The organism is Aeromonas sp. FDAARGOS 1411 (assembly GCF_019047125.1).
Classification (GTDB): Bacteria; Pseudomonadota; Gammaproteobacteria; order Enterobacterales; family Aeromonadaceae; genus Aeromonas; species Aeromonas veronii.
Map to the genome: position 1 here is coordinate 3712101 of NZ_CP077214.1, position 25400 is coordinate 3737500.

At 60.7% G+C, this 25400-nt stretch carries 25 protein-coding genes and 1 riboswitch (1 of these 26 only partly in view); of the genes, 12 read left to right on the forward strand and 13 right to left on the reverse strand.

What is annotated here, in order from left to right; translation table 11 throughout:
• Positions 1-18: 18 nt before the first annotated feature.
• From spoT to I6L41_RS16795, 4 genes are all read right to left on the reverse strand, one after another.
• Positions 19-2136 carry a bifunctional GTP diphosphokinase/guanosine-3',5'-bis pyrophosphate 3'-pyrophosphohydrolase gene (spoT, locus tag I6L41_RS16780; protein WP_216960178.1) on the reverse strand — a complete coding sequence of 706 codons (2118 nt, stop codon included), beginning with the start codon at positions 2134-2136 and terminating at the stop codon, positions 19-21.
• 131 nt (positions 2137-2267) lie between these two features.
• Complete coding sequence (gene rpoZ / locus I6L41_RS16785) at positions 2268-2543, reverse strand: DNA-directed RNA polymerase subunit omega (protein ID WP_026456240.1); 276 nt, start codon at positions 2541-2543, stop codon at positions 2268-2270.
• An 80-nt stretch (positions 2544-2623) separates the two neighbouring features.
• Positions 2624-3250: a guanylate kinase gene (gmk, locus tag I6L41_RS16790; RefSeq protein WP_216960181.1), complete on the reverse strand. Its 627-nt coding sequence runs from the start codon at positions 3248-3250 to the stop codon at positions 2624-2626.
• A 303-nt stretch (positions 3251-3553) separates the two neighbouring features.
• Complete coding sequence (locus tag I6L41_RS16795; protein ID WP_216960185.1) at positions 3554-4606, reverse strand: glycosyltransferase family 9 protein; 1053 nt, start codon at positions 4604-4606, stop codon at positions 3554-3556.
• 222 nt (positions 4607-4828) lie between these two features.
• Here I6L41_RS16795 and I6L41_RS16800 point away from each other — a divergent pair, with 222 nt between their 5' ends.
• Entirely contained in the window at positions 4829-5542 is a 714-nt protein-coding gene (locus I6L41_RS16800; protein WP_005339249.1) for a 3-deoxy-D-manno-octulosonic acid kinase, read from the forward strand.
• Positions 5543-5612: 70 nt separating this feature from the next.
• Entirely contained in the window at positions 5613-6476 is an 864-nt protein-coding gene (locus tag I6L41_RS16805; protein ID WP_040069586.1) for a sensor domain-containing diguanylate cyclase, read from the forward strand.
• A 6-nt stretch (positions 6477-6482) separates the two neighbouring features.
• Here I6L41_RS16805 and I6L41_RS16810 read toward each other — a convergent pair whose 3' ends face one another.
• Positions 6483-7337, reverse strand: a complete 855-nt coding sequence (locus I6L41_RS16810; protein ID WP_164535761.1) for a carboxylate/amino acid/amine transporter — start codon at positions 7335-7337, stop codon at positions 6483-6485.
• A gap of 42 nt (positions 7338-7379) precedes the next feature.
• On the opposite strand from I6L41_RS16810, the gene I6L41_RS16815 reads away from it, so the two are divergent.
• Positions 7380-7838 (forward strand): DUF6314 family protein, encoded by a 459-nt coding sequence (locus I6L41_RS16815; RefSeq protein WP_164537881.1) that lies wholly within the window; start codon positions 7380-7382, stop codon positions 7836-7838.
• Between the two features lie 504 nt (positions 7839-8342).
• On the opposite strand, the gene I6L41_RS16820 is transcribed toward I6L41_RS16815, so the two are convergent.
• Positions 8343-8504 carry a hypothetical protein gene (locus tag I6L41_RS16820; protein WP_005339236.1) on the reverse strand — a complete coding sequence of 54 codons (162 nt, stop codon included), beginning with the start codon at positions 8502-8504 and terminating at the stop codon, positions 8343-8345.
• Positions 8489-9388: a DMT family transporter gene (locus tag I6L41_RS16825; RefSeq protein WP_005357113.1), complete on the reverse strand. Its 900-nt coding sequence runs from the start codon at positions 9386-9388 to the stop codon at positions 8489-8491. The genes I6L41_RS16820 and I6L41_RS16825 overlap by 16 nt, the downstream gene beginning before the upstream one ends.
• Positions 9389-9479: 91 nt before the next feature.
• Here I6L41_RS16825 and I6L41_RS16830 point away from each other — a divergent pair, with 91 nt between their 5' ends.
• Positions 9480-10439 carry a LysR family transcriptional regulator gene (locus tag I6L41_RS16830; RefSeq protein ID WP_005357110.1) on the forward strand — a complete coding sequence of 320 codons (960 nt, stop codon included), beginning with the start codon at positions 9480-9482 and terminating at the stop codon, positions 10437-10439.
• Here the strand turns inward: I6L41_RS16830 and trpS are convergent.
• On the reverse strand, positions 10418-11431 hold the full coding sequence (gene trpS / locus I6L41_RS16835) for a tryptophan--tRNA ligase (protein WP_042054381.1): 1014 nt from the start codon (positions 11429-11431) through the stop codon (positions 10418-10420). The two genes, I6L41_RS16830 and trpS, sit on opposite strands and share 22 nt — an antisense overlap.
• 192 nt (positions 11432-11623) lie before the next feature.
• Complete coding sequence (locus tag I6L41_RS16840; protein WP_005339229.1) at positions 11624-12061, reverse strand: universal stress protein; 438 nt, start codon at positions 12059-12061, stop codon at positions 11624-11626.
• A 401-nt stretch (positions 12062-12462) separates the two neighbouring features.
• On the opposite strand from I6L41_RS16840, the gene fabV reads away from it, so the two are divergent.
• From fabV to I6L41_RS16870, 6 genes are all read left to right on the forward strand, one after another.
• The gene (gene fabV / locus I6L41_RS16845) at positions 12463-13650 is read left to right on the forward strand and encodes an enoyl-ACP reductase FabV (protein ID WP_216960190.1); all 1188 of its coding nucleotides are present in this window, start codon (positions 12463-12465) and stop codon (positions 13648-13650) included.
• Positions 13651-13742: 92 nt separating this feature from the next.
• On the forward strand, positions 13743-14267 hold the full coding sequence (gene ftnA, locus I6L41_RS16850; protein ID WP_005339225.1) for a non-heme ferritin: 525 nt from the start codon (positions 13743-13745) through the stop codon (positions 14265-14267).
• A 150-nt stretch (positions 14268-14417) separates the two neighbouring features.
• The gene (locus I6L41_RS16855; protein ID WP_216963991.1) at positions 14418-15602 is read left to right on the forward strand and encodes an NAD(P)/FAD-dependent oxidoreductase; all 1185 of its coding nucleotides are present in this window, start codon (positions 14418-14420) and stop codon (positions 15600-15602) included.
• Between the two features lie 81 nt (positions 15603-15683).
• On the forward strand, positions 15684-17357 hold the full coding sequence (locus I6L41_RS16860) for a sensor histidine kinase (protein WP_005339222.1): 1674 nt from the start codon (positions 15684-15686) through the stop codon (positions 17355-17357).
• A 129-nt stretch (positions 17358-17486) separates the two neighbouring features.
• A complete protein-coding gene (locus I6L41_RS16865; protein ID WP_139440365.1) occupies positions 17487-18230 on the forward strand; it encodes a LytTR family DNA-binding domain-containing protein in 744 nt (247 codons plus the stop codon).
• Positions 18231-18339: 109 nt separating this feature from the next.
• A complete protein-coding gene (locus I6L41_RS16870) occupies positions 18340-19530 on the forward strand; it encodes an MFS transporter (protein ID WP_040069602.1) in 1191 nt (396 codons plus the stop codon).
• A gap of 73 nt (positions 19531-19603) precedes the next feature.
• Here I6L41_RS16870 and I6L41_RS16875 read toward each other — a convergent pair whose 3' ends face one another.
• From I6L41_RS16875 to I6L41_RS16890, 4 genes are all read right to left on the reverse strand, one after another.
• Positions 19604-20728 (reverse strand): 5-(carboxyamino)imidazole ribonucleotide synthase, encoded by a 1125-nt coding sequence (locus I6L41_RS16875; protein ID WP_216960193.1) that lies wholly within the window; start codon positions 20726-20728, stop codon positions 19604-19606.
• A complete protein-coding gene (purE, locus tag I6L41_RS16880; RefSeq protein WP_042031124.1) occupies positions 20725-21234 on the reverse strand; it encodes a 5-(carboxyamino)imidazole ribonucleotide mutase in 510 nt (169 codons plus the stop codon). Before purE ends, I6L41_RS16875 begins: the two co-directional genes overlap by 4 nt.
• 63 nt (positions 21235-21297) lie before the next feature.
• Complete coding sequence (locus tag I6L41_RS16885; RefSeq protein ID WP_005321666.1) at positions 21298-21600, reverse strand: hypothetical protein; 303 nt, start codon at positions 21598-21600, stop codon at positions 21298-21300.
• A gap of 4 nt (positions 21601-21604) precedes the next feature.
• Positions 21605-22531 carry a sodium-dependent bicarbonate transport family permease gene (locus I6L41_RS16890; RefSeq protein WP_216960196.1) on the reverse strand — a complete coding sequence of 309 codons (927 nt, stop codon included), beginning with the start codon at positions 22529-22531 and terminating at the stop codon, positions 21605-21607.
• Between the two features lie 109 nt (positions 22532-22640).
• On the opposite strand from I6L41_RS16890, the gene nhaR reads away from it, so the two are divergent.
• Positions 22641-23543 (forward strand): transcriptional activator NhaR, encoded by a 903-nt coding sequence (gene nhaR / locus I6L41_RS16895; protein WP_069529133.1) that lies wholly within the window; start codon positions 22641-22643, stop codon positions 23541-23543.
• Positions 23544-23578: 35 nt separating this feature from the next.
• Positions 23579-23757: riboswitch (cobalamin riboswitch) on the forward strand.
• Between the two features lie 51 nt (positions 23758-23808).
• On the forward strand, positions 23809-25400 hold the 5' portion of the coding sequence (locus tag I6L41_RS16900; RefSeq protein ID WP_216960199.1) for a TonB-dependent receptor. It continues 259 nt past the right edge of the window; only the first 1592 of its 1851 coding nucleotides appear in the window; its start codon is at positions 23809-23811; its stop codon lies off the right edge, out of view.

The window sequence follows — 25400 nt, forward strand, 5'->3', positions numbered from 1 at the left end:
CTTGCGCCGCCTGTGTGATCAGTTCTTTTGCCGGCTCACCTTGAGCACGTTGGGCATGACGCGGATCTTGCGCATGATGTTGGCCAGATGGATGCGACTCTTGGTGGTGATGAGCAGGCTCACCTGATAGACCCGGCCATCTTTCTCTTCGGTGCTGATGGCGTGAATATTGGCACCGGTGGCAGCAATCACGTTGGCCAGCTCGGCCAGCGCACCCTGATGATTGATGATCTCGATGCTGATGCCGGTGCGGAACTCCTGTTCCTGCTCCTTGTCCACTTCCCACTGCACCGGTAAGTACTTGTCCGGCTCTTTGCTGTAGCCCTTGATGTTGCGACAGGCTTCCTGGTGGATCACCAGACCCTTGCCCGGGCTGATGTGGGCGATGATGGCATCCCCCGGGATCGGACGGCAGCAGTTGGCGAAGGTGACCAGCATGCCGTCGGCACCCTTGATCGGCATCTTCTTGCTGCTGGTTTTGGGCTGTTCTTCCGGCGGCAACTCATCCCCCAGCATGCGGCGCGCCACCATGACACTCATGGCGTTGCCGAGGCCCACATCGGCCAGCAGGCCTTGCAGGTTCTCGTGCTTGGTATCGGCCAGCACCTGTTTGATGCGCGGCTCGGGGATGTCTTCGATATTCTTGGCGCCCAGCGCATGGTTGAGCAGGCGACGACCCAGCACCACCGACTCTTCGGTGCGCAGGTTCTTGAGGAACTGGCGGATCTTGGAGCGCGCCTTGGTGGTCACTACGAAGTTGAGCCAGGCTGCGTTGGGACGGGCGCCCGGCGCCGTGATGATTTCCACCGTCTGACCCGAGTGCAGCGGGCTGCTGAGCGGGTAGGGGTGGCGGTCGACCCGCGAACCGACGCAGGCGTGGCCGATATCGGTGTGCACCGTGTAGGCGAAGTCCACCGGCGTGGCGCCGGCGGGCAGCTCCATGATGCGACCTTCGGGGGTAAAGACGTAGATTTCGTCGGGGAAGAGGTCGGTCTTGACCCCTTCGATAAATTCAAAGGAGCTGCCGGCGCTCTGCTGTAATTCCAGCAGGCTCTGCATCCAGCGCTGGGCGCGGATCTGGGCGGTAGTGCCCGAGCTGTCGCCATCCTGCTTGTAGGCCCAGTGGGCAGCAACCCCTTTATCAGCCATCTGATCCATGAATTCGGTGCGGATCTGCACCTCTACCGGTACCCCGTGCGGCCCCACCAGCGAGGTGTGCAGCGACTGGTAACCGTTGGTTTTGGGGATGGCGATGTAATCCTTGAAGCGGCCGGGGCGCGGCTTGTAGAGGCTGTGCATCTGCCCCAGCACCCGGTAACAGGTATCTATGTCCTTCACCTTGACCCGAAAGGCGTAGATATCCATTACCTCATGAAATTGCAGCTCTTTTTTCTCCATCTTGTTGTAGATGGAGAACAGGTTCTTCTCGCGGCCACTGACCTGATGCTCAATCCCAGCCTCACGCAGGCGCCCGCTGATTTCGCTCTGGATGGAGTCGATAATCTCGCGGCGATTGCCACGGGCGCGGCGCACCGATTCGCGCAGCACGCGGGATCGCATCGGATAGAGCGCCTCGAAGCCCAGCTCTTCCAGCTCGTTCTTCATGGTGTGAATACCGAGGCGGTTGGCGATGGGGGCGAAGATTTCGAGGGTTTCCCGGGCGATGCGGCGGCGCTTGTCAGGGCGCAGCGAGCCCAGGGTGCGCATATTGTGGGTGCGGTCGGCCAGCTTGATCAGAATGACCCGGATATCCTGGGTCATCGCCATCACCATCTTGCGGAAGTTCTCGGCCTGCGCCTCTTTGCGATCGCGAAATTTCAGCTTGTCGAGCTTGGAGACCCCGGCTACCAGCTCGGCGACCGCATCGCCAAACTGTTCGGCCAGATCGGCCTTGGTGACAGAGGTGTCTTCGATGACATCGTGCAGCACTGCGGCCATCAGGGTTTCATGATCGAGGCGCATGTCACCGAGGATCCGGGCAACGGCAACGGGGTGGGTTATATAGGGTTCGCCACTGGAACGCATCTGGCCCTGGTGGGCATCACGGGCCACCACATAGGCTTGCTTGAGCTTCTCAACCTGCTCGGGTGGCAGGTAGGAACTGGCTATTTCTTTAAGGTTTTCAAATAAATACAAGACAGTCCCCGCAGCGGTGAAACGGCAATTCGTGGAATTGAGGGTATAGCCCTGAGTTTGCGAGGTTTTCGAGCGGTTGTAAATGGGGATGAACAGTCGGCACCCGGGCGGGTGCCAACCAGAGGAATAACTTAACCGCGGCCTTCGGCGATGGCAGCAACGGCAGCCAGCTCGGCGGCTTCCTGCTCTTGCTGTTCGTAACGGTCCTGGGTGTCCATTACCTGGTTGTTCACCAGACCCAGTTCGATCTCACGCAGGGCGATCACGGTCGGCTTGTCGTTCTCTTCTTCAACCAGCGGATCTTTGCCTTGAACCGCGATTTGACGGGCGCGGCGTGCGGCGACCAGCACCAGGTCAAAACGGTTACCAACCTGTTTTACAGCATCTTCTACAGTAACGCGTGCCATGCAGGACTCCAGTTATGTGGGCTTTCTGTGTTTAGAAAAGCGGTGTTTAAAAATGACGCAAAAGTTTACTCGTTTTTGGCTTATTCTGCCAGTAACTGTTGCAGCAAGTTTTGTTGTGCCTGCTGTTGATGACGCATCTCCAGCCGTTGGCACTCAATAATGGACCTGAGCTGGAACAGCGCCTGCTCGAAGTCTTCATTGATAATGACATAGTCATACTCGTCGTAGTGCACCATTTCGGCAATGGCTTTCGCCATCCGGCCGGCAATCACTTCGGCGCTGTCCTGACCGCGCCCAATCAGGCGGCGTTCCAGCTCTTCGCGGCTGGGGGGCAGGATGAAGATGGATTTGGTCGGCATCTGCTCGCGGATCTGGCGGGCACCCTGCCAGTCGATGTCGAGGAATACGTCGATCCCCTTGGCCAGACAGGCTTCGATGGCGGCGCGGGAGGTGCCGTAGTAGTTGCCGAACACTTCGGCCCATTCCAGAAAATCACCACGCTCGATCAGCGCCTTGAACTCTTCCACCTGAACGAAGTGGTAGTGGACGCCGTGCTCTTCGCCAGGACGGGTGGCGCGAGTGGTGTGGGAAACCGACAGCTGCATCTTGCCAGCTTGATTGTGGTTGGTCAGCAAGGCATTGAGCAGACTGGATTTACCCGCGCCGCTCGGAGAGGAGATGATATAGAGAGTGCCTTGTTGCGCCATATTATTACCTTTAATCGAAACCGCTGTTTTGGTTGTAGCAGAGACCGCCGTCTTGTGCCCGAAAGGGAGACAGCCAAACGCAAAACGCGGAAAATTCTTGAGTCAGGAGGATGTAAAGGCGGCGAATTTTACCAGAATGCGGCGAATAAAAAAACGGCCGGAATCATATTCCAGCCGATCAAAGTATTCGTAGCTTGCTGCGGGAGCGTAACCCACATCAGCCTGCATTGTGCCTTTGGCTGAGAGCAGAGGCTATCAGGTTATCCCTGCCTGATGGCTCGGAATTCCCGAGGTGCCCTGTCACTACGGCAGTTGACGATCTGCACAGAGCCGATCGAACGCGGCGGTCACCTGCTCGCTGGTGATTTTTCGCATGGCATCCGGGTCCTTGAGACGGGTGCGCCAGCTCAATTCGGCCAGCGGCTTGCCGGTCTCCTGCTCGACCAGCTCCTGATAGACGCTGACCACGTAGTCGCGGCAGAGATATGGGCCGGTGCGGGCCGGATTGTGGTGAGCATAGAGGCCGATCACCGGCGTGTCGACAATGGTGGCCATATGGGTTGGGCCGGTATCGGGGGCCAGTACCAGACTCGCCTCGCCAATCAGCGCCAGCAGCTGCTTGAGGTTGGTCTGCCCCACCAGATCGACCGGCTTGCTCTGGCTTAAGCGCTGGATGTCGGCAGCCAGATCCCGCTCCAGTTTGGCCGGCCCGCCGCACAAATAGACCTGAAATCCCTTGCTGGCCGCATGATCCGCCAGCGCGGCATAGCCTGCGGCAGTCCAGTTCTTGAAGGCCTTGCTGGCGGCAGCGCAGATAAGCAAGGTCGGTTTGCCGCCAATCTTCTCCCTTGCCCACGCCTGATGTTCGGCGCTGATGGGCAGTTGCCAGTCCGGGGTCAGATCCTTGATGCCGAGCTCTTTGGCGAAAGCGAGGAAACCGTCCAGCACATGGGGAGAGGCAGGCGAAGGCACCTTGTGGTTAGTGAACAGCCACTGGCCGTCGTTGGCCCGTTCCCGATCAAACCCTAGTTTGACCTTGGCGCTGATGCCGAGGGTGGCGATGCTGGCTCGCATCGCTGCCTGCAGGTGGAGCAGGGCATCGAATTTGCGCCCCTTGAGGGTCTGCCAGAGATCGCGATAGCCGCGCCATCCCTTGCTCTTGTCGAAGGGGATCACCTCGACGCCGGGAAGATCGGCAAACAGGGTTGCCTCGATTTTGCCGGTGATCCAGGTGATGCGGGTCTGTGGCCACTCCCGCTGGATGACGCGCACCAGCGCCAGTGCGTGGCAGCAATCCCCGATGGCGGAGAGCCGCAGGATGCAGATGGAGGAGGGGGGCGTTTGAAATAGCGGCATGTTGTGGCGCACGGCTGGCAAAAAGGGTGGATGGCATTATGCAAACTCCCCTCTGGATTGTAAAATTGCGCACAATCGTCAGCCAGGATAGGCCAGGCCCTGTGCCATGACCTGTTTCTGCACGTCGTTGATTAAAGGCCACTATTGCGGGCATGCCAGAGCGGCAGCCTCATCGCCAATTGAAAAATTGCGATCCATGACCCACCGAGCGGGATCTCCACGATGCGAGTACAGACCGAACACAACCAGATCTGCTGGTATGCCGAAGGGGCCTTTCGCGACCCTTCTCCCCAGTTATTCGATCCTGCCTGGTGGCAGAACAACCGTCAGGTGGTGGGAACCTCCATCGGGCGGGGGGTGACCTGGTTCGTCAAGGATGAGTCCCGCCATCTGGTACTGCGCCACTACTATCGCGGCGGCATGGTGGGCAAGGTGGTGCGGGATCGCTTCTGGTTCGAAGGGGTCGAGTCGAGCCGTGCCATGGCCGAATACACCCTGCTGGCCAAGTTGTGCGAGCTGGGGCTGCCGGTACCGCGTCCGTTTGGTGCCCGTATGGTCAAACAGGGACCCTTCTATCGTGCCGATATCCTGATCGAGCGAATTCGCGGTGCCAAGGATATGGTGGCGCTGCTCAAGCAGGGGCCGGTGGCGACCGAGGTGTGGCACAAGATAGGCCAGACGGTGCGCCAGCTGCACGATGCCGGGGTCTATCACGCCGATCTCAACAGCCACAACCTGCTGCTCGATAAAGAGGGCAAGGTGTGGGTGATCGATTTTGACAAGGGTGCGATCCGCTCCCCCGGCGAATGGCAGAAGGCCAATCTGGAACGCTTGCTCCGTTCATTCAATAAAGAGTCTCAACTGCATACCAGTTTCCACTTCGTACCGGAGAACTGGCAGACCTTGATGAACGGGTATCAGGGAAAAGCGCTCTGACCCTGTTGCTCGGCGTGAACGCCAATGTTACTTATTGAGCAGGTATTCAGATCCTGTTTCGAGGCGCCCCATGGAAATGCTCAAGACACCTTTGGTCGATGTGACTGCCCGGCTTGATCCGGGTCTGCTGTCTGATGCCATGGCGCTGCTGGAGGCGGGGATCTGGAGCTGGTCAGCCCAACATGGACTGCAGCGTGATCCCTCCTGCCTGCGCCTGTTGGGATTGGGAGAGTGCTGGCCGGATGATCTCGGCTGGCTGGATCGGGTGCATCCCGACGATGTTGCTCGGCTGGAAGATGCCCTGCTCGCCTGCCAGAGCGGCCGCAGCAGCGGTCTGCGCCTCGAATACCGCATTCTGCATCATCACGGTCACTACATCCGGCTGGAAGAGCGGATGCGTCGTGATGAGCGGGGTTATCTGCTGGGGGTCGTCCGTCACCTCGATCCCGCTGCCGTGCTGGTGGAGGAGCGACATGGCACCGATCCGCTGACCGGTCTGGAGAGCCGTGGCCGTTTCGAGCAACTGCTTGAAGAGCGGCTGGCGACCGAGAGCGGCACTTTCAGTCTGCTGCAGTTTTCGGTCGATCACATGGCCAAAATCCAGCAGTTGTTTGGTGAAGCGGCTTGCGACGCCATGCTGGCCAAGCTGGCGCGTATCGTGCGCCACGAGCTGCGGCGGGAAGATCCCTTCGCCCGCTGGGATGAGGACGGTTTTATCCTGATGCTCTCCCAGACCGAGCGGATGAGTGCGCTGGAGATCGCCGAGCGGCTGCGCCTCGAGATTGCCGATGCCAGCCTGCTGTCACAGCGGCCGGTCACCGTCAGCATCGGGCTGGTGCAGAGTCAGGCTGGCGAGCAGCTCGATCATCTGCTGGCCCGGCTGGCCAGCTGTCACAGTCAGGCCAGACGGGAGCACAACACGGTCGTCGGCTGAGTGTGGTCAGGGTTGGCCGCGCTTGTCACGCTGGCAGACCCAGAGCGAGGCCAGCATCAGCAGGCCGCCGATGGTCAGCCGGGTCAGGTCGGTATCCTTGCCCCAGAGCAGCAGATTGACCAGCAAGCCGGCCGGAATGAGCGCATTGTTCATGATGGCCAGCACCCCGCTGGTAACCAGCGTCGCCCCCTTGTTCCAGAGGAAGTAGCCGAGGCCGGAGGCACCCACCCCCAGCCAGAGCAGAATGCCCCACTGCAACCCTGACGTTGGGTATTGCGGCTTGCCCAGCAGCCACCAGGCGGGCAGTGCGATCACCAGCGCTCCCAGATAGAAGCAGCCGAACACCGCCAGTTGCGGCGGTTGCTCCGCCTCCCGTGCCAGCAGTACCTTGTAGCCCACCTGACCCAGGGCGAAACAGAGGTTGGCCCCCTGCACCACCATAAATCCCAGCACATAGCTTTCGGTCAGGCCGTCGAAGCGGATGACGGCAGCCCCGAGCACCGCCAGCAGGGCGCCCCACAGATAGGTGGGCTTGAAGCGCCCTTCCAGCAGATCGTGGAGCAGGGTGACGTAGATGGGGGTGAAGATGGTAAAGACCAGCACTTCCGGCACCGTCAGCAGCAGGAAGGAGTGGTAGTAGAAGAGATACATGATGCCTAGCTGGATGGCGCCCAGCGCCATCAGCTTGGCCGCCAGAGCGGGGTGCAGCCAGCGGCGGCGCAGGAAGGGGAGAAACACCAGACTGGCGAGGGCGATGCGGGTCAGCACCGAGAAGTAGGCATCCACCTGACCGGCGAGGTAGACCCCGATCAGGCTGAAGGAGAATGACCAGAGCAGGGTGACCCCTATCAAGTAGTTCATGTGTTTGATTTATCGTCAGTTGTCAATTTTAAGGGGGCTATGATGGCCGAGATGGAAGCGGCAATCCAGCGTTTATGGGCGCGATTGCCACAGGTCGGAGCATTTTCCTTTACCGCCAGCAATAGCGAGGGGTCGGCGACCGACTGGAATGGTCGCGGCGAGGGGGTTGTGGCGGTGACCGATCATCAGGGTGGCTGGCTCTTCAGCGAGCAGGGGCGCTATACCACTCCCCATGGTCGGGTGCTCACCATGCACAACCGTTTCTGGTGGCAACGTAGCGAGCGGGGGATCCGCCTTTCTCACTTGCGTTATGAAGCTCCGGTCGAACTGTTCGAGCTGCTGCCGCAGGGGGATGGCCGCTGGCTGACCGCCGAGCCGCATCTATGCGGGGCGGATCACTACCGCGCCGAGCTGACCGAGATCGACGGTGGTTTTCTGCTGAGCTGGCAGATCACCGGGCCGCGCAAGAACGAGCGACTCAGCTATCGCTATTCGGTTTGAGTTTCAGATGGTTGTCGTTGGCTTTTTTGGCCAGTCAGTCTGATATATCAGGCTGACTGGTGGAATGTGTATCAGTCTGGCGAGCTCGGCTAAGTTTCCCGTGAAGGTGTTGCTCACACTCTATGTTGTCAGTAGCTCTGCAAAAGCGTTTATCAGTCTTATCAGGGCAAACGCTGCTATGGCAACACACAGGTTTTCTAACGGACTATTGGTCACCAATGTATGAAGGGTATGGGCTAGGACAAGAGCATTGCGCATGTGAATCACCTTAATGAGTCGGTTGTATTACTGATAGCCAGTTCTTTAAGGATTCACTGTTGGTGAGAAACCACTATTAGCTCAGTCCCCCATCAAAACAGTTGATAACAGGTAACGGTTTTCTCCTGATCTCGAACATAAAAAAACCGGCGCAGAGCGCCGGTAGCGGGGGACAAATCGGAGGTTTTTTAAAACAGTCCCAAAAACAGGAGAGATAGACTCTCGTCACACATTCAGAGATGGACTTCAGGCATTCAGGGCATAGCTCAGCATGGCTTGCAGCTTGCTATCGAAGAACCAGGGAAGCAGTACCATCAGCAGGCCCAGGATCCCGGCCAGCCGCTGGCGATACTGCCAGCCGGCAATCAGTACCAGACCACCGCACAGTGTGGTCAGGATGCCTGACATAGGGAGACCTCGCGCTGCATGCGACGCTGCTGCGCCCACTGGTTCATGGCGACCGAGCCGAGGATCAGGGCCAGAGCAACACCTGTGGTGGGATGGATCTGCTCGCCGAGGAACAGGGCACCCAGCATCACGCCGAACAGCGGCACCAGATAGTTGCTGAAGGAGGCGAACGTCGGGCCGGCCTTCTGGATCAGAGCCATGTAGAGGAAGTAGACCAGACCGGTACAGAGGGTACCCAGCACGGTGATCGCGCTCAGGGCCTGGGTGCTCGGCAGGGTCAGGCTGCCGAGATCAACCATGAAGGGGGCGACCAGCAGCAACTGGATTGCCGAGGAGATCAGGATATTGCGGGCGACCACGACCGGATGGTCCTTGGCGAAGCGCTTGATCATCAGCAGGCCGATGGCGAAGCAGCTGGCACCCAGCAGGATGGCCATGGCACCGAGCAGACCGGCGTTCATGCCCTGGGAGAGTTTCGGCCAGAACAGGGTGAGCACACCGGCAAAGCCGATGATCACGGAAAGCAGGCCGGTTTTGGTGATTCTTTCACCAGAAATAAACAGCGGTGCAGCCAGAATGGTCACAAACGGGATACAACCCATGACCACGGCGGCGATGGCGCTATCCACATACTGTTGGCCCCAGGCGACCATGATGAAGGGGATGGTGGCATCCAGCAGGGCGATCAGCATATAGGTGCGCCACGGGGTGTGCTCACTCTTGAGCCGCATGAACAGGCAGAGCAGACCCAGGGTCAGGCTGCCGCACAGGGCACGACCGGCAGCCACCAGAATGGGGGGCAACTCGGCAACGGCCTGGTGCATGAAAATGAACTGGGAACCCCAGAGCAGGCCAATGGCCAGCAATAACAGATAGCTACGCATTTGAATCTCCGATGTATTAAGCCAGCGCATTCTAGGCAATCTGTTACTATGGTAAAAATGAATTGTTGGCATTTAACTATGGCTAATATCGATGGATAGCTCGCTCGCCCGTCTTGACCTCAACCTGCTCGCCGTATTCGACATGCTGATGCAGGAGCGCAATGTCACCCGTGCCGCCGAACGGCTGCATCTCTCCCAATCCACCGTCAGTCACGCCTTGGGGCGGCTGCGAGTGGCGCTGGATGACCCGCTGTTCGTGATGAGTCGGCGCGAGATGATGCCGACCGAGCGGGCCAAGGCGCTGGCCGGGCCGGTTCGCCAAGCGCTGGCGATGCTGGAGCAGGGATTGCGGCAGGCCAAGGGGTTTGATCCCGCCACCGCGCGGCGGATTTTCCGCATCGCCACCCCGGGTTCGGTGGAGCATGGGCTGGTGCCGGTGCTGGTGGAGCGGCTCCATCGGCAGGCCCCTCACTGTCGGCTTGAGGTGTGCGAGCTGGCGGACAGCGACTACGAGCGGGAGTTGGAAAAGGGTGAGCTGGATCTGGTGATCGGTTTTGCCGGGGCGAATCACCTCTCACCCCGCTTGTGGCGGGAGGAGTGGTTCAACAACCCGCTGGTCTGCCTGTCGCCGCTCGGCAGCGAGTTGCCCGATGTGCTGACCCCGGTCGAGCTGGTGAGCCGCCCCCACATCCACACCTCCAGCTGGGGTCACAGTCAGGCGATGGTGGAGCTCTGGCTGGCCCGTTTCGGGGTGGAGCGGGAGCTGGGCGTGCGGTTGCCGAGCTTTATGGCGGTGCCGCCACTGATGGCGACCGGCCGCTATCTGGTGGTGGTGCCTGAGATGATCGGGCGCCACTTCTGCCGCTACTACCCGCTGCGGATGCATCAACTCGACCCAGCCATCCCGATCGTCTACCTGATGGCGGGGCACCCGCTGACCGCCCACGACGAGGCGATCGGCTGGTTCAAGAGCCTGTTGCACCAGCTGGTGTTCGATCTCTATGGCGATGATGCACTCGGGACTCCCGCTCAGCGGATGCTGGCGAAGTAGTCGAGCCCCATGGCGCTTTTCACCTCCGCCAATACCTCATCGGTGATGATGCGAGCCTGCTCGGTGCCCTGATAGAGCAGCTCCAGCAGCATCTTCTTGTCGGCGATGGCTGCGGCACGGCGCTCCCGCATCGGGGCGAGCAGGGTTTGCAGGCAGTCGTTCAGCACCTGTTTGCAGCGCATATCGCCCAGCCCGCCGCGCCGGTAGTGCGCCTTCATTTCGGCGACCAGCGCCTTGTCGGGGTGGAAAGCATCCAGATAGGCGAACACCGTATTTCCCTCCACCTGACCCGGATCGCTCACTTTGAGGTGGTTGGGGTCGGTATACATGGCGAACACCGCCTGTTTGACCTCTTCCGCCGACATGCCGAGCTCGATGGTGTTGCCGAGAGATTTTGACATCTTGGCCTTGCCGTCGATGCCGGGCAGGCGGCCGGTGTCGCTCAGGATCGGCTGGCACTCGGTCAGCACCTCTTTGCCTACCAAAGAATTGAAGCGGCGGACGATCTCGTTGGTCTGCTCCAGCATCGGCAGCTGATCTTCCCCGACCGGCACATGGCTGGCCCGAAAGGCGGTGATGTCGGCGGCCTGACTGACCGGATAGACCAGAAAACCGGCCGGCAGCGTGCGTTCGAACCCTTTTTGCTGGATCTCCGCCTTGACGGTGGGGTTGCGCTCCAGCCGGGCGACGCTGACCAGATTGAGGTAGTAACAGGTGAGCTCGGCGAGGGCGGGCAGGGCGCTCTGCAAACAGAAGGTGGTCTTGGCCGGGTCGAGGCCGACCGCCAGATAGTCAGCCATCACCTCCAGCACGTTGTCTGTCACCTTGGCCGGGTTGTGGCCGTTGTCGGTCAGCGCCTGCAGATCGGCGATCATCACGAATTGACGGTAGTGGTGCTGGGCTTCGACGCGCTGGCGCAGGGAACCGACATAGTGGCCGATGTGCAGTTTGCCGGTGGGACGATCGCCAGTCAGGATTACGGGGTTGTGCATGTCACTCTCTCCAGTTGGGTGAGCCGGGAGGCGACAAAGGGATAAAAACAGTTGACCGCCTCTCGGCGGTCACGGTGTTTTCTTTGGGAAATCTTGAATAGAAACGCGGTGCCGCCTGTTTAGGAGCAGCACCACCAGTAGTTGTGATTGAATGCGGTCATGTTCATAGCAAATCAAACTACGCCGGTTTCATTACTTCTGCAAGGGGACGACCAGCAGATCGCAGGGCACCGTATTCATCAGCTGACGGGCGCTGGAGGTGAGCAGGCTCCAGAAGCTCTGGCGATGGCCGCACACCAGCAGGTCGATCTCGTACTCCTTGACCGCCTGATTGACCCGCTCGCTCAGATCGCCGCAGATCACCAGCTTCTTCTCGATGGGATAGTCCACCGAGGCCAGAAATGCCTCCAGCTTCTCTTTCGCTTCGGCGATTACCTGATCCTGCACGTTGTCGATGTCGATATCGATCATCTCGGTGTAGAGATCCTTGAGGTCCACATCGACATGGATAACCGACAGCTTGGCGCCGTTGGAGCGGGCTCTATCCACCGCCTTGTCGATCACCTTGCGGTTGTCTTCAGAGAGGTCGATCGCGGCCAGAATATGCTTGTAATAGGTTGTTCCACTCATGGGGGTTCTCCTTACCGATCCTTCAGCCCACTATACCAATCTCTGCTGAAACTAAAATGGTGCCTCAGGCACAGTTTTGGGATTTAAATGAGTTTAATGACGTGTGACACAGGGTCAGCCACTCAGTTATTAACCACTATTTGTCTATAAATTAAACAAGAGTTTGACGCCGGTCACACCCCTCGGCTTGCCGATCAGGGGGGAGAGGCATAGGATGGGCCCGTGCTTCGCAATGAACACAAAACAACAAAAAGCATCTGAATACCGCTTTGGGGAGCCACGTGCTCCCTTTTGTTTTTCTGCCTCAATTCCCGCGGCTTTTCTGACTGATAGCGATCCGGCATCAAGTTAATCTCTTTCGATTTGGTTATGCTGTAGCCAGTTTCTTTGGAGGCCTTCCCATGATCATTCATCCCCAGATTCAAGGTTGTGTTGCCCGCAACTGTCACCCCATCGGCTGTCGCGCCGCCGTGCAGCAGCAGATCGAACGGATCAAGGCCACCGGCCCGTTCAACGGGCCCAAGCGGGTGCTGGTGCTGGGGGCCTCCTCCGGTTTCGGGCTGGCGTCGCGCATTGTGCTCGCCTTCGGTGCCGGTGCCGACACCATTGGCATCTCGTTCGAGCGTGGCCCCTCCGACAAGGGGCTGGGCAGTGCCGGCTGGTATAACAACATCTGGTTTCGCAAGGAGGCGGAGCAGGAGGGGCGCATCGCCATCAACCTGATTGGTGATGCCTTCTCCGATGCGATGCGCCAGCAGGCCATCGACACCATCCGCCAGCAGCTGGGGCAGGTGGATCTGGTGATCTATTCGCTGGCGAGCGGCATCCGGGTGCTGCCTGATGGCACGCAGGTGCGCTCGGTGCTCAAGACTACAGGTCAGCCGTTCAGCGGGTGGGGGCTGGATCTGGAGCGCGATACCCTGGTGCAGCAGTCGCTGGCGCCCGCCACGCCGGAGGAGATCCGCGATACCGTCACCGTGATGGGCGGCGAGGATTGGCAGCTCTGGATGCAGGCTCTGCAGCAGGCGGATTGTCTCGCGCCCGGCGCGCAGACCGTCGCCTACTCCTACATCGGCCCGGATTCCACCTATCCCCTCTATCGCGATGGCACCATCGGTTATGCCAAGGAGCATCTGCACGCCACCGCCGAGATCATCAACCTGCAGCTGGCCGAGATTGGCGGTCACGCCTGGGTATCGGTCTGCAAGGCGCTGGTGACCAAGGCGAGCGCCTATATTCCGGTGCTGCCGGTTTATCTCGGCCTGCTGATGGGGGTGATGAAGGAACGCGGCGTACACGAGGGCTGCATCGAGCAGATGCAGCGACTGTTCGCCGCCAAGATGTACGGGCCCAATGGGGTGGTGGCCGATGGTAACCGGCTGATCCGGATGGATGACCACGAGCTCGACCCGGCCATTCAGGCCGCCGTTTCGGCGCTCTGGCCCAAGGTGACGCCGGAGAATTTCCACGCGCTGGGGGACTTTACAGGGCTGCGGCAGGACTTCATGCAACTCAACGGCTTCGAGCTGCCGGGCGTCGATTATGCAGCGCCGGTGGATGTCGCCTCCCTTGGGGAGCTGACCCCCTGAGCTGAAAGAAACGGGATCTCCCTCTCGTTGGCGGGTTGATTCGTGACGGGAGTGTGGCGACAATCGATACCAAATCACTGAGGAGAAACAAGATGCTGGCCCAAGCCATGATCGAGAAGTTGAACGAGCAGATTAACCTGGAGTTCTACTCCTCCAATCTCTATCTGCAGATGAGCGCCTGGTGCGAAGACAAGGGCTTTGAAGGGGCGGCCACCTTCCTGCGCCAGCACGCGGTCGAGGAGCGCCAGCACATGGAGCGTCTGTTCACCTATGTGAGCGAGACTGGCGCCATGCCCAAGCTGGGTGCCATCGATGCCCCTCCCCACGAGTTCAAGTCGCTGGGCGATGTGTTCCGTACCACCCTGGAGCACGAGTATCACATCACCAAGTGCATCAATGGTCTGGCCCACGTAGCCTTCACCACCCAGGACTACTCCACCTTCAATTTCCTGCAGTGGTATGTGGCCGAGCAGCATGAAGAGGAGAAGCTGTTCAAGAGCATCGTCGACCGTCTGGGTCTGGTGGGTGAAGATGGCAAAGGCCTCTACTTCATCGATAAGGAGCTGGCCGAACTGGCCAAGGGCGCCCCTGCCAGCATCATGGACAGCAACGCCTGATAGTCGTGGACACTTAGTGTTCAGCCAGTACAATAACGGCCCTTTTAAGGGCCGTTGTTTATTCTGGTGGGCAGCCACTATGGTTGTGTTCCGCCAGAGGCAATCTCGGTTCTGGCCAGGTGCCATTTCTATTTTGATAAGTGAGTGATGATGAAGCAGGTCGATGTGGTGGTGATCGGGGCCGGTGCGGCCGGATTGATGTGTGCGGCGCAGGCGGGCTACCGTGGTCGCTCCGTGCTGGTGCTCGACAACGCCAAGAAGCCGGGCCGCAAGATCCTCATCAGTGGCGGTGGCCGCTGCAACTTCACCAACCATCAGGCGGGCGCTCACGCCTACCTGTCAGAGAATCCCCACTTCAGCAAGTCGGCGCTGGCCCGCTACACCCAGCAGGACTTTATCGATCTGGTGGATCGCCACGGGGTCAACTATCACGAACGCACTCTGGGGCAACTGTTCTGTCTCGAGAGCGCCAAGGAGATCGTCGATGTGCTGCTCACCGAATGTGACTGGGCCGGGGTGACCCTGCAGTTCCAGACCGAGATCCTCACCGTCAGCAAGCTGGACGAGGGTTTCGTGCTGACCACCAGCAAGGGGGAGATCCGCTGCCACTCGCTGGTGGTGGCGACCGGCGGCCTCTCCATGCCCAAGCTGGGGGCCACCCCGTATGGCTTCAAGCTGGCGGAGCAGTTCGGTCTCAACGTGCTGCCGACCCGCGCCGGTCTGGTGCCATTTACCCTCCATCAGGCGGAGAAAGAGGCCTTCGCCGATCTGGCGGGCATCAGCATGCCGGTAGCGGTGACCGCCGAGGATGGCACCCGTTTTAAAGAGGCGATGCTGTTCACCCATCGCGGCCTCTCCGGCCCCGTTATCCTGCAGATCTCCTCCTACTGGCATGCCGGCGAGAAGATCCATATCAATTTGCTGCCGGAGCTGGATATTCCGGCTGCCCTGCGCGAATGGGCGCAAGCGCACCCGGCGCAGGAGCTGAAAACCGTGCTGGGGCGCGAGCTGCCCAAGCGCTTCGTCGACAAGCTGGTGGAGCTGGGCCAGCTGGTCAGCAAGCCGATGCGCCAATACAACGAGCGGGAGCTGGAAGCAGTGGCCAACCTGCTGGGTGACTGGCAGATACTGCCCAACGGCACCGAGGGGTATCGCACCGCCGAAGTGACCCTGGGCGGCGTCGATACCAACGAGCTCTCCTCCAAGACCATGGAAGCGCGCAAGGTGCCGGGCCTCTACTTCATCGGCGAAGTGGTGGACGTGACCGGCTGGCTCGGTGGCTACAACTTCCAGTGGGCCTGGTCCTCCGGCTGGGTGGCCGGTCAGTACTGTTGATGTCGTTGGGGCTGGTTTATCCGGCCCCGATTTATTGGTCAGGGTTATGGTGATCGGTCGGGTTGTCGCAAGGGGGCGCAGATGCTTGAGAATCAGATGATGTTGTTGGCGGTGTTCGAACGGGCGGCGCTGATGCTGATGACCCTCTTCTTCCTGACCCGTACCCGGCCGTTCCAGCGGCTGTTCCAGAAGCGGGATCACACCCCCGCAGAGCTGGTGCTGGTGGCCTCCATCTTCGGCCTGTTTGCGGTGTTCAGTACCTACACCGGCATTCCGGTAGAGGGGGCGCTGATCAACGTGCGGATCATTGCCATTATCTCCGGTGGTATCCTGTTCGGCCCCTGGGTCGGCATTCCGGCCGGGGTCATCTCCGGCCTGCACCGCTATCTCATCGACATGGATGGCCACACCTCCATCCCTTGCCTTATCGCCAGTATTATCGCCGGTCTGCTCGCCACCTGGCTGCACCTGCGCTGCCGCAAGTCGCGGCTCTGGCTCTACGGCATTCTGGCGGGAATGCTCTGTGAAGGGCTGACCATGCTGCTGATCTGGCTGCTGACCGAGCCCCACGAAGTCGGGGTGGAGATCGTCAACCACATCGCCTATCCGATGATCGCCGGGGCGCTCTGCATCGGCCTCATCATCAAGCTGGTGCAGGATTTGGATGACGAGAAGGAGCTGATTGCCGCCAAGCAGGCCAAGCTGGCGCTCGATATCGCCAACAAGACGCTGCCTTTCTTCCAGAACATCGATCGCCACTCCCTCAGTCAGGTGTGCGATGTGATCCGGCGCGACATCAGCGCCGATGCGGTGGCCATCACAGATACACATGACGTGCTGGCCTATGTCGGGGTGGGCAAGGACTATTACGAGCTGGATGAGCACCATGCCATCAGCGGCATGACCCAGCAGGCGGTGCTGCTCGACCAGATCATCATCAACAACGATCTGCGCCAGTATCACCTCTCCGATTTCCACTCGGTCATCATTATTCCGCTGCGGGAGAACGGCTCGGTGAGCGGCACCCTCAAGATCTACTACCGCCGCACCCACAGCATCACCAGCTCCCTGCGGGAGATGGCGGTGGGCCTCTCCCAGCTCATCTCCACCCAGATGGAGGTGTCGCGCATCGAGCAGCTCAAGGAGATGACCCGAAAGGCAGAGTTCACCGCGCTGCAGAGCAAGATCAACCCGCACTTCCTGTTCAATGCCCTCAACGCCATCTCATCCTTGATCCGCATCCGGCCCCAGCAGGCGCGCCAGCTCATCGCCAATCTGGCGGACTACCTGCGCTACAACCTCAACAAGGGGGATGAACTCATCGACATTCAGGAGGAGCTGCAGCAGGTGCGCGACTACGTGGCCATCGAGCAGGCCCGCTTCGGCGACAAGCTGGAGGTGGTATTCGAGGTGGACGATGTGCACATTCAGGTACCGAGCCTGCTGTTGCAGCCGCTGGTGGAAAACGCCATCCTGCACGGCATCCAGCCCCGCAGCGCGCCGGGTCGGGTCACCATCGAGGTGAAGCAGCTGGCGGGCGGCATCCGGGTATCGGTGCGGGATACCGGTTACGGCATCAGTCAGGCGGTGATCGACGGGGTGGCCGCCGGTCGGGTGGAGAGCCGCAGCATCGGCCTGATGAACGTGCATCAGCGGGTCAAGCTGCTCTATGGCGACGGCCTGCACCTCAAGCGGCTGGAGCCGGGTACCGAGGTGAGTTTCTATCTGCCGGATCAGGAGTCGATGCCATGCTGAGAGCCATCATGGTTGAGGATAAGTGTGTGCCGCGAGAGGTGTTGTCATGCTGAAAGCGATCATTGTGGAAGACGAATGTTTGATTCGTGAGGAGCTTGCTTCTCCTGTGCTCCTTCAGGGGGCAATGTCATGTTGAAAGCGATCATAGTGGAAGACGAGTATCTGGCTCGCGAGGAGTTGATCTATCTGGTGAATCAGCACAGCCAGATCGAGATAGTGGCAAGCTTTGAGGATGGGCTGGAGGCGTTCAAATACCTGCAGGATCACGAGGTGGACGTGGTGTTTCTGGATATCCAGATCCCCTCCATCGACGGCTTGCTGCTGGCCAAGAACCTGCACAAGTCGAGTCACCCGCCCCACATCGTCTTCGTCACCGCCTACAAGGAGTTTGCGGTGGAGGCGTTCGAGCTGGAGGCGTTCGACTACATCCTCAAACCCTACAACGAGCCGCGAATCATCAATCTGCTGCAAAAGCTCGAGCATGCGGGCAAGTCGCAGCCAGTCACCACGGGGGAGGCGAGCGGCGAGGGGAACAGCCCGCACAATCGCACCGTCAATCTGGTGAAGGGGGAGCGCATCATCGTCACCCCCTGCGAGCAGATCTACTACGCGGAAGCCGACGAGAAGCTCACCTATGTCTATACCCGCGATGATCGCTACGTGATGACCATGACCATCAGCGAGTTTGTCAGCCGCCTGCCTGCCGAGGGGTTCTTCCGCTGCCACCGCTCCTACTGCGTCAACATCAACAAGATCCGCGAAATAGTCCCCTGGTTCAACAGCACCTATCTCATCCGGCTCCATGATCTGCCGTTCGAGGTGCCGGTCAGTCGCAGCAACATCAAGGCGTTCCGTCAGCTGATGCGGCTCTGATTGTCATTCATTCCCGCCGATCTGCATTTCATGCCTTAATCGATCGGCGCGAACAGCGTCTTGTCTATAGTGGCCTCAATTTCCTTAAGGCCATCGACCGAGACGCATCATGACCAAAGAGATGAATCGCACCCGGTACCTGACACTGATCGGTACCATCATCACCCAGTTCGCACTGGGTTCTGTCTATACCTGGAGCCTGTTCAACGCCCAGCTCTCCGACAAGCTGGACGAGCCGGTGAGTCAGGTCGCTTTCGCTTTCGGCCTGCTCAGCCTCTCGCTGGCGGTCGCCTCCTCCATGGCGGGCAAGCTGCAGGAGCGATTCGGGGTGCGTAACGTGACCTTGGGCGCCGGCGTGCTGCTCGGCATCGGCTTCTTCCTCACTGCCCATGCCAGCAATCTGGCGATGCTCTACCTCTGCGCGGGCATTCTGGTCGGTTTTGCCGACGGCACCGGCTACCTGATGACCCTCTCCAACTGCGTGAAATGGTTCCCAGAGCGCAAGGGGCTGATCTCCGCCTGTTCCATCGGTGCCTATGGTCTCGGCAGTCTCGGTTTCAAATATATCAACCTGCTGCTGCTCTCCAGCTCCGGCCTTGAGACCACCTTCCAGCTGTGGGGGCTGATCGCCATGTCCATGGTGCTGGTGGGCGGCATGCTGATGAAGGATGCGCCTAAGCAGGCCGCTTCCGTTCAGCAGAGCGAGAGCCGTGACTTCACCCTGGCCGAGGCGATGCGCAAGCCTCAGTACTGGATGCTGGCGCTGATGTTCCTCACCGCCTGCATGAGCGGCCTCTACGTCATCGGCGTGGCCAAGGATATCGGCGAGAAGATGGTGGGTCTGCCTGCCGTGGTTGCCGCCAATGCCGTCGCCATCATCGCCATGGCCAACCTGGGCGGCCGGCTAGTGCTGGGTATCCTCTCCGACAAGATGTCCCGCATCCGGGTCATCACCATTGCCCAGCTGATTACCCTGGCGGGCATGGCGCTGCTGCTCTTCGTGCCGCTCAACGCCAACCTCTTCTTCGTGGCGGTGGCCTGTGTGGCATTCAGCTTCGGCGGCACCATCACTGTTTACCCCTCGCTGGTGAGCGACTTTTTCGGTCTCAACAACCTGACCAAGAACTACGGCGTCATCTATCTGGGCTTTGGTCTGGGCAGCATCATCGGCTCCATCGTGGCTTCCCTGTTTGGTGGCTTTATGGCGACCTTCCACCTGATCCTGGTGTTGCTGGTGGTGGCGCTGGTGCTCTCCCTCACCATCCGTCTGCCGGCTCCGGTAGCGGTGGAGCGGGCCTGATAAGCCTCCCTGCCATAGCAAGCAAAAACAGAGACCCGGGCCATGCCCGGGTCTTTGCATTTCCGATGGTCGATCAGCGCGGCGCTAGCCCCAGCAGCTGGCGGGCCTTGCAGCAGGTTTCCTCCACCATTGACCAGTCGTCACCGGTTACTGTGATATGGCCCATCTTGCGGCCGGGGCGGGGTTCGCCCTTGCCGTAGAGGTGCAGATGCAGGCCGGGCAGGGCCAGCAGGGCGGCCCAGTCGGGCGTGCCGTTTTGCCAGAGATCCCCCAGCAGGTTGATTAACAGGGCGGGGCGCACGGCGATTTGCTCCGGCAGCGGCAGATCGCACAGGGCCCGCACCTGTAACTCGAACTGGCTGCATGCGGCGTTGTCGAGGCTGGGGTGACCCGAGTTGTGGGGGCGGGGCGCCAGCTCGTTGACCAGCAGTCGGCCTTCCACCAGGAAGAACTCCACCGTCAGCACCCCGACGTAATCGAGGGTCGCGATCAGCCGCTCGGCTATTGCTTTGGCTTCGCTCTCCAGCGCCGGCACATTGGCCGGGGAGCGGGTCTGATCGAGGATGCCGCCGCTGTGCCAGTTCTGTACCAGCGGCAGGGCGCTGATGGCGCCGCTCGGGCTGCGGGCCAGGGTAAGGGCAAACTCCCCCTCCAGCGCCAGCCGTTTTTCCAGCACGCAGGGCACACCACTGGCTGCCAGCGCCGTCGCCAGTTCATCCAGATTACTGACCTGCCACTGCCCCTTGCCGTCGTACCCCTCGCGGGCCGTCTTGAGGATGGCGGGGAAAATTTCGCTGGCCTGTGCGGGGATGGGCTCTTCCGGCAATAGCGCCAGATGGGGGGCGATCGGGATGTTGGCCCCGCGCAGAAAGGCTTTCTCTTCACGGCGATCCTGACAGATACGCACCGCGCTGGCGGCCGGGCGTACCGGTTTTTGTTTTTCGATCAGCGCGAGGGTGGTGGCGGGCACCTTCTCGAACTCGCAGCTGATGGCCTCGCAGCGGCTGGCCAGTTCGTGCAGGGCTGCGGTGTCGTCATAGGGGGCGACAATATGGTGATCGGCGGCGACACCGGCGATGCTGGCCGGGTTGGGATCCAGTACTACTACCTTGTAGCCAAGGCGGTGGGCGGCCATCACGAAGTAGCGGCCAAGCTGGCCGCCCCCCAGCATGCCGAGGGTGGCGGGAGGCAGGATCATGTCGGCTCCTCCAGCGTGAGGGCCAGCACCCGGTCGCGCTCGCGGGTGCGAAAGTCGTCGAGCTGCTGCCGGTAGCGGGGGGCGTCGCCGTCTTGTGCAACGGAGAGCAGAGAGACCGCAAACAGGGCGGCGTTGGCAGCCCCCGCCTCGCCGATGGCGAAGGTGGCGACGGGTACCCCCTTGGGCATCTGCACGATGGAGAGCAGGGAGTCCATCCCCTTGAGATGGCGTGATGGGATGGGCACCCCCAGCACCGGAAGAGTGGTCTTGGCGGCGACCATGCCCGGCAGATGGGCAGCGCCACCGGCCCCGGCGATGATGGCGCGCAGGCCGCGCTCGCGGGCAGTGGCGGCATACTCGAACAGCAGATCCGGGGTGCGATGGGCCGAGACTACCTGCGCCTCGTAGGGCACGCCGTGCTCCTTGAGGATGCGGGCGGCGGCTTGTAGCACGGGCCAGTCGGAGTCGGAGCCCATTACCAGGCCGATCAGCGGAGGGGTGTTCATGTGTATTGGTTCCTTGCTGTTAAACGTTTGCTTTTGGTGAGCAAAAAGGGCCGGCAAGCCGGCTCAGAATTTTTCGGGTCGCACGATTTCGACCGGTTGCAGAAAGGCGATCATGGCGTAATCGGGGTAGTAACGACTCTGCAGATGGGCCAGCAGCCGCTCCGCCTGCTCCCGGCTGCAGATGGCCTCCAGCCGGATGTTGCCGCTCTCGCTCCAGCTGGCGTTGCGCTCACCATGATCGCCACGACCGCGGGCATCAGTGATGGTGTAGCCGCGCAGCCCCTCGCGGGTGAGGGTGCGCAGCAGGGTCGGCTCCAGATTTGCCTCCGTGATGACGGTCAGCAGGGTGCGGGTCTCGGTCTGCATGTGGCTACTCCGTGAAGTGGCGGGCCCAGCTGTGGTAGAGCGGGATCCCCAGCATGATGTTGAACGGGAAGGTGACCCCCAGCACGGCGCTGAGGGACAGCCCCGGGTTGGCCTGAGGCACGGCGATGCGCATGGTGGCCGGCACGGCAATATAGGAGGCGCTCGCCGCCAGGGTGGCCAGCAGGGTCAGGCCGCCGAGGGAGAGGCCCATCAGCTGGCCAGCCGCCAGCCCCAGTCCCGCTGAAGCGAGCGGCATCAACAGGGCGAAGCCGAGCAGGAACAGGCCCTGGCGGCGCAGATCCTGACACTGACGGGCGACGATGAGGCCCATCTCCAGCAGGAACAGCGCCAGCGCTCCCTTGAACAGGTCGACAAACAGCGGTTTGAGCGGGGCAATCCCATCCGGTCCGGCCAGATAGCCGATAGCCATGCCGCCGAGCAGTAGAGTTACCCCTTTGCCGAGGAAGGTCTCGTGGGCCAGCATGCGCCAGCGGGTCTCTCGGCTGATGCCGCGGGCCAGCACTATGCCCACCAGAATGGCGGGGATCTCCATCACCGCGAGGAAGATCGAAAGCTGGGATTCAAAGCTGATGCCCCGCTCGGTGAGCCAGTTCACTCCGACCGCGAAGGTGGCGACGCTGACCGAGCCGTAGTGGGCGGCGGTGGCGGCTGCATCCACCCGGTTCATCTTGAGGCGCAGCACAGCAAAGCCGAGCAGGGTCTGCACCACGCCGAGCAGGATCACCAGCGCAAGTTGCGGCAGCAGGGGTTGCAGGGATTGTTGGGCCAGACCGACGCCGCCCTTGAGGCCGATGGCCAGCAGCAAAAAGAGGGAGAGAGTGTCGTAGAGGGCGGGCGGCAGCTTGAGCTCGGAGCGTACCAGGCCGGCCAGCAGGCCAAACAGAAAGAAGAGAACAACAACGTCCAGCATGATGGTTCGCAGGGCAGTTCAGATAATGGTTGCATGCTAGAGCCCGCAATGTTTCGATAAAATCAGATTCTCGCTGATGGTTGTTCGGTAAAAACTGATAAGGAACGGCATGCTCAACTACAAACAGCTCTACTACTTCTGGCATGTGGCACGCAGCGGCAGCGTGACTCAGGCCGCCGAACAGCTGCATCTCACGCCGCAGACCATCAGCGGTCAGGTTGCAGAGCTGGAGCAGTCCCTCGGGGTGGCGCTGTTCAACCGGGTGGGGCGGCGTCTGGTGCTGACCGCTGCGGGTCGGCAGGCGCAGGAGCAGGCGGGGGCGATTTTCTCTCTCGGCGCCGAGCTGGAGCACACCCTGCGCCACGCTAGTCAGGAGCTGACCATGCAGGTGGGGATCGCCGATTCGGTACCCCGTACTCTGGCGTTCGAGCTGCTGGCTCCGGCTATGGCGCTGGCGACGCCGCTGCGGCTGGTGTGTCACGAGGAGCGGGCCGAGCAGCTGTTCAGCGAGCTGGCCCGCCACAAGCTGGACATGGTGCTGATCGATCGCCCGCTTCCTCCCGACAGTGGTGTACGCGGCTACAACCACGAGCTGGGGCGCAGCCCGCTGGCGCTGTTTGCCAGCCCCGAGCTGGCGGCGCGGGCGCGGGATGGCTTTCCCGCCTCGCTGGAGGGGTTGCCGTTGCTGATCCCCGGAGAGAAATCGGCCACCCACGATCGGCTGCTGGAGTGGTATCGCCAGCAGGGCATTCATCCCCATCTGGTGGGGCAGTTTGATGACTCCACTCTGATGAAGTCGTTCGGCAAGGCGGGGATGGGGATCTTCCCGGCGCCGCTGGCGATGGCTGACGAAATTGGTCGCCTCTACGGGGTGGAGCGAATTGCGACCCTCACCGACGTCACTCTCTCTTACTATCTGGTCTCGGCAGGGCGCCATCTTTCTCATCCCGGGGTACAGGCGGTGATGGAGGGGGCCCAGCAGCGGCTGGCGGCGCTGGTTGGCAATAAATAGAAATCTGGATGGCTATACATCCAGCTTGGCTCTGCCTATAATCCTCCCGCTTTGGCGCATCATGCTTAATAGGGAATCCGGTGAGAATCCGGAGCTGGCGCGCAGCGGTAAGGGGGAACGAAGCGACATCAGGGCACTGCCGTCAGGCGGGAAGCCGTCGCCATAGGCTATCAGCCCCCGAGCCCGAAGACCTGCCAGAGTTCGTATTTCGGGCCGAGAGAAACCGGCCACGAAGTAGATACTTACGCGAACTTAAGGATCTCTCATGTCGAAGAAATTTCTGGCGGCTGCCCTGTTGCCGACGGCGGCGTTTGCCCAGCAGCTGACCATTCCCGTCAATCCCACCATGGTGGTGACCGCTACCCGCGTCGCCCAACCTGCCTCCAGCGTTCTGGCCCCGGTCAGTGTGGTGACCCGGGACGAGATCGATCGCCTGCAAGCCCAGACCGTGACCGATGTGGTCAAGACCCTGCCCGGTGTGGAAGTGGTCAGCAATGGTGGCCGAGGCCAGCTCAGCTCGCTGCGGGTGCGTGGTGGCACCTCTTCCCAGACGCTGGTGCTGGTGGATGGGGTACGCAGTGCCTCCCTGACCGCCGGGATGACCGAACTGAACAATCTGCCACTCAATCAGGTCGAGCGGATCGAGTATATCCGCGGCCCGCGCGCCACCATCTACGGCTCCGACGCCATCGGTGGGGTGATCAACATCATTACCCGTCCCGACAAGGGGACAAATCAGCACAAGTTCAATATCGGTGCTGGTTCCCATCAACAGCGTCAGGCCGCTTTCAGTAGTGCCAGCCAGGTAGGTGAGGCGGGTCAGCTCAAGGTGGCTGGCGGTTTTGATGATGAAGAGGGTTACAACGTACACCCCTTGCCCGGCATCAACGATGGTGACCGTCACGGGCATCGGGGTTACAACGCCATGCTGGACTACCAGCAGGCCCTCGGCAGCAATTGGGATCTGTTCGGTACAACCCGCTGGTTCCGCAATGTGGCCCAGTATGCGGGGTCTGACGCAAACTATGCGCCGCATCGAGCCGAAACGTGGACTGAAAACCAGAGCTATCAGCTGGGGTCGCGCTATCACGATGATCGCTATCTGAGTGAGTTGCGTGGCGCCTTCTCCAGACAGGATGCGTACGACTATCTCGACAATAGCGGCCGCGATCAGGCCAATAACCGGACCTACACCCGCCAGTACAGCCTGAGCTGGGTCAACAGCTTGAAATTGAACGAGAGCTGGACGCTGGGAGGCGGGGCCGATTGGCAGAGTGATCGACTGGATGATCGCTCCCGCTCCTCTGGCTCCATGTATCCGGTCGACGCCAAAGAGCGCGACAACACCGGCCTCTATGCCCTGGCCCAGTTTGACAACCAGATATGGCAGGGTGAGCTGAGCGGCCGTAGCGATGACAACGAACAGTATGGCCGCCACAATACCTGGCAGACCGGTGCTGGCTGGCGCTTTGCGGAGGATTACCGCCTGAGTGCCCGTTACGGTACCGGTTTCCGCGCCCCGACCTTTAACGATCTCTACTATCCGGGTTCTGGTAATCCCAACCTGAAGCCGGAAGAGTCGAAGAGCAGCGAGCTGATGCTGGATGGTCAAACAGCGGGTGTCGAGTGGCGGGCCACCGGTTATCGCAATGATTTCGAACAGATGATCCAGTGGGCGCCCAACAGTCAGGGTATGTGGACACCACAGAATGTTGGCAAGGCTCGCATTGAAGGGATCGAGCTGGAAGGGGAGTTTGATACCGGCTGGTTGAGTCATAGAGTCTCTGCCGAATACAAGGATCCCAAAGACAAGGTGACCGATAAACAGTTGCAGCTGATCTCCCGCAAAGGGGCCAA

Bases quoted from the DNA above. Each gene is read 5' to 3' on its own strand.
- rpoZ (WP_026456240.1), bottom strand. From the start codon at position 2,543: ATGGCACGCGTTACTGTAGAAGATGCTGTAAAACAGGTTGGTAACCGT.
- gmk (WP_216960181.1), bottom strand. From the start codon at position 3,250: ATGGCGCAACAAGGCACTCTCTATATCATCTCCTCTCCGAGCGGCGCG.
- I6L41_RS16795 (WP_216960185.1), bottom strand. From the start codon at position 4,606: ATGCCGCTATTTCAAACGCCCCCCTCCTCCATCTGCATCCTGCGGCTC.
- I6L41_RS16800 (WP_005339249.1), top strand. From the start codon at position 4,829: ATGCGAGTACAGACCGAACACAACCAGATCTGCTGGTATGCCGAAGGG.
- I6L41_RS16805 (WP_040069586.1), top strand. From the start codon at position 5,613: ATGGAAATGCTCAAGACACCTTTGGTCGATGTGACTGCCCGGCTTGAT.
- I6L41_RS16810 (WP_164535761.1), bottom strand. From the start codon at position 7,337: ATGAACTACTTGATAGGGGTCACCCTGCTCTGGTCATTCTCCTTCAGC.
- I6L41_RS16815 (WP_164537881.1), top strand. From the start codon at position 7,380: ATGGCCGAGATGGAAGCGGCAATCCAGCGTTTATGGGCGCGATTGCCA.
- I6L41_RS16820 (WP_005339236.1), bottom strand. From the start codon at position 8,504: ATGTCAGGCATCCTGACCACACTGTGCGGTGGTCTGGTACTGATTGCC.
- I6L41_RS16825 (WP_005357113.1), bottom strand. From the start codon at position 9,388: ATGCGTAGCTATCTGTTATTGCTGGCCATTGGCCTGCTCTGGGGTTCC.
- I6L41_RS16830 (WP_005357110.1), top strand. From the start codon at position 9,480: ATGGATAGCTCGCTCGCCCGTCTTGACCTCAACCTGCTCGCCGTATTC.
- trpS (WP_042054381.1), bottom strand. From the start codon at position 11,431: ATGCACAACCCCGTAATCCTGACTGGCGATCGTCCCACCGGCAAACTG.
- I6L41_RS16840 (WP_005339229.1), bottom strand. From the start codon at position 12,061: ATGAGTGGAACAACCTATTACAAGCATATTCTGGCCGCGATCGACCTC.
- fabV (WP_216960190.1), top strand. From the start codon at position 12,463: ATGATCATTCATCCCCAGATTCAAGGTTGTGTTGCCCGCAACTGTCAC.
- ftnA (WP_005339225.1), top strand. From the start codon at position 13,743: ATGCTGGCCCAAGCCATGATCGAGAAGTTGAACGAGCAGATTAACCTG.
- I6L41_RS16855 (WP_216963991.1), top strand. From the start codon at position 14,418: ATGAAGCAGGTCGATGTGGTGGTGATCGGGGCCGGTGCGGCCGGATTG.
- I6L41_RS16860 (WP_005339222.1), top strand. From the start codon at position 15,684: ATGCTTGAGAATCAGATGATGTTGTTGGCGGTGTTCGAACGGGCGGCG.
- I6L41_RS16865 (WP_139440365.1), top strand. From the start codon at position 17,487: ATGTTGAAAGCGATCATAGTGGAAGACGAGTATCTGGCTCGCGAGGAG.
- I6L41_RS16870 (WP_040069602.1), top strand. From the start codon at position 18,340: ATGACCAAAGAGATGAATCGCACCCGGTACCTGACACTGATCGGTACC.
- I6L41_RS16875 (WP_216960193.1), bottom strand. From the start codon at position 20,728: ATGATCCTGCCTCCCGCCACCCTCGGCATGCTGGGGGGCGGCCAGCTT.
- purE (WP_042031124.1), bottom strand. From the start codon at position 21,234: ATGAACACCCCTCCGCTGATCGGCCTGGTAATGGGCTCCGACTCCGAC.
- I6L41_RS16885 (WP_005321666.1), bottom strand. From the start codon at position 21,600: ATGCAGACCGAGACCCGCACCCTGCTGACCGTCATCACGGAGGCAAAT.
- I6L41_RS16890 (WP_216960196.1), bottom strand. From the start codon at position 22,531: ATGCTGGACGTTGTTGTTCTCTTCTTTCTGTTTGGCCTGCTGGCCGGC.
- nhaR (WP_069529133.1), top strand. From the start codon at position 22,641: ATGCTCAACTACAAACAGCTCTACTACTTCTGGCATGTGGCACGCAGC.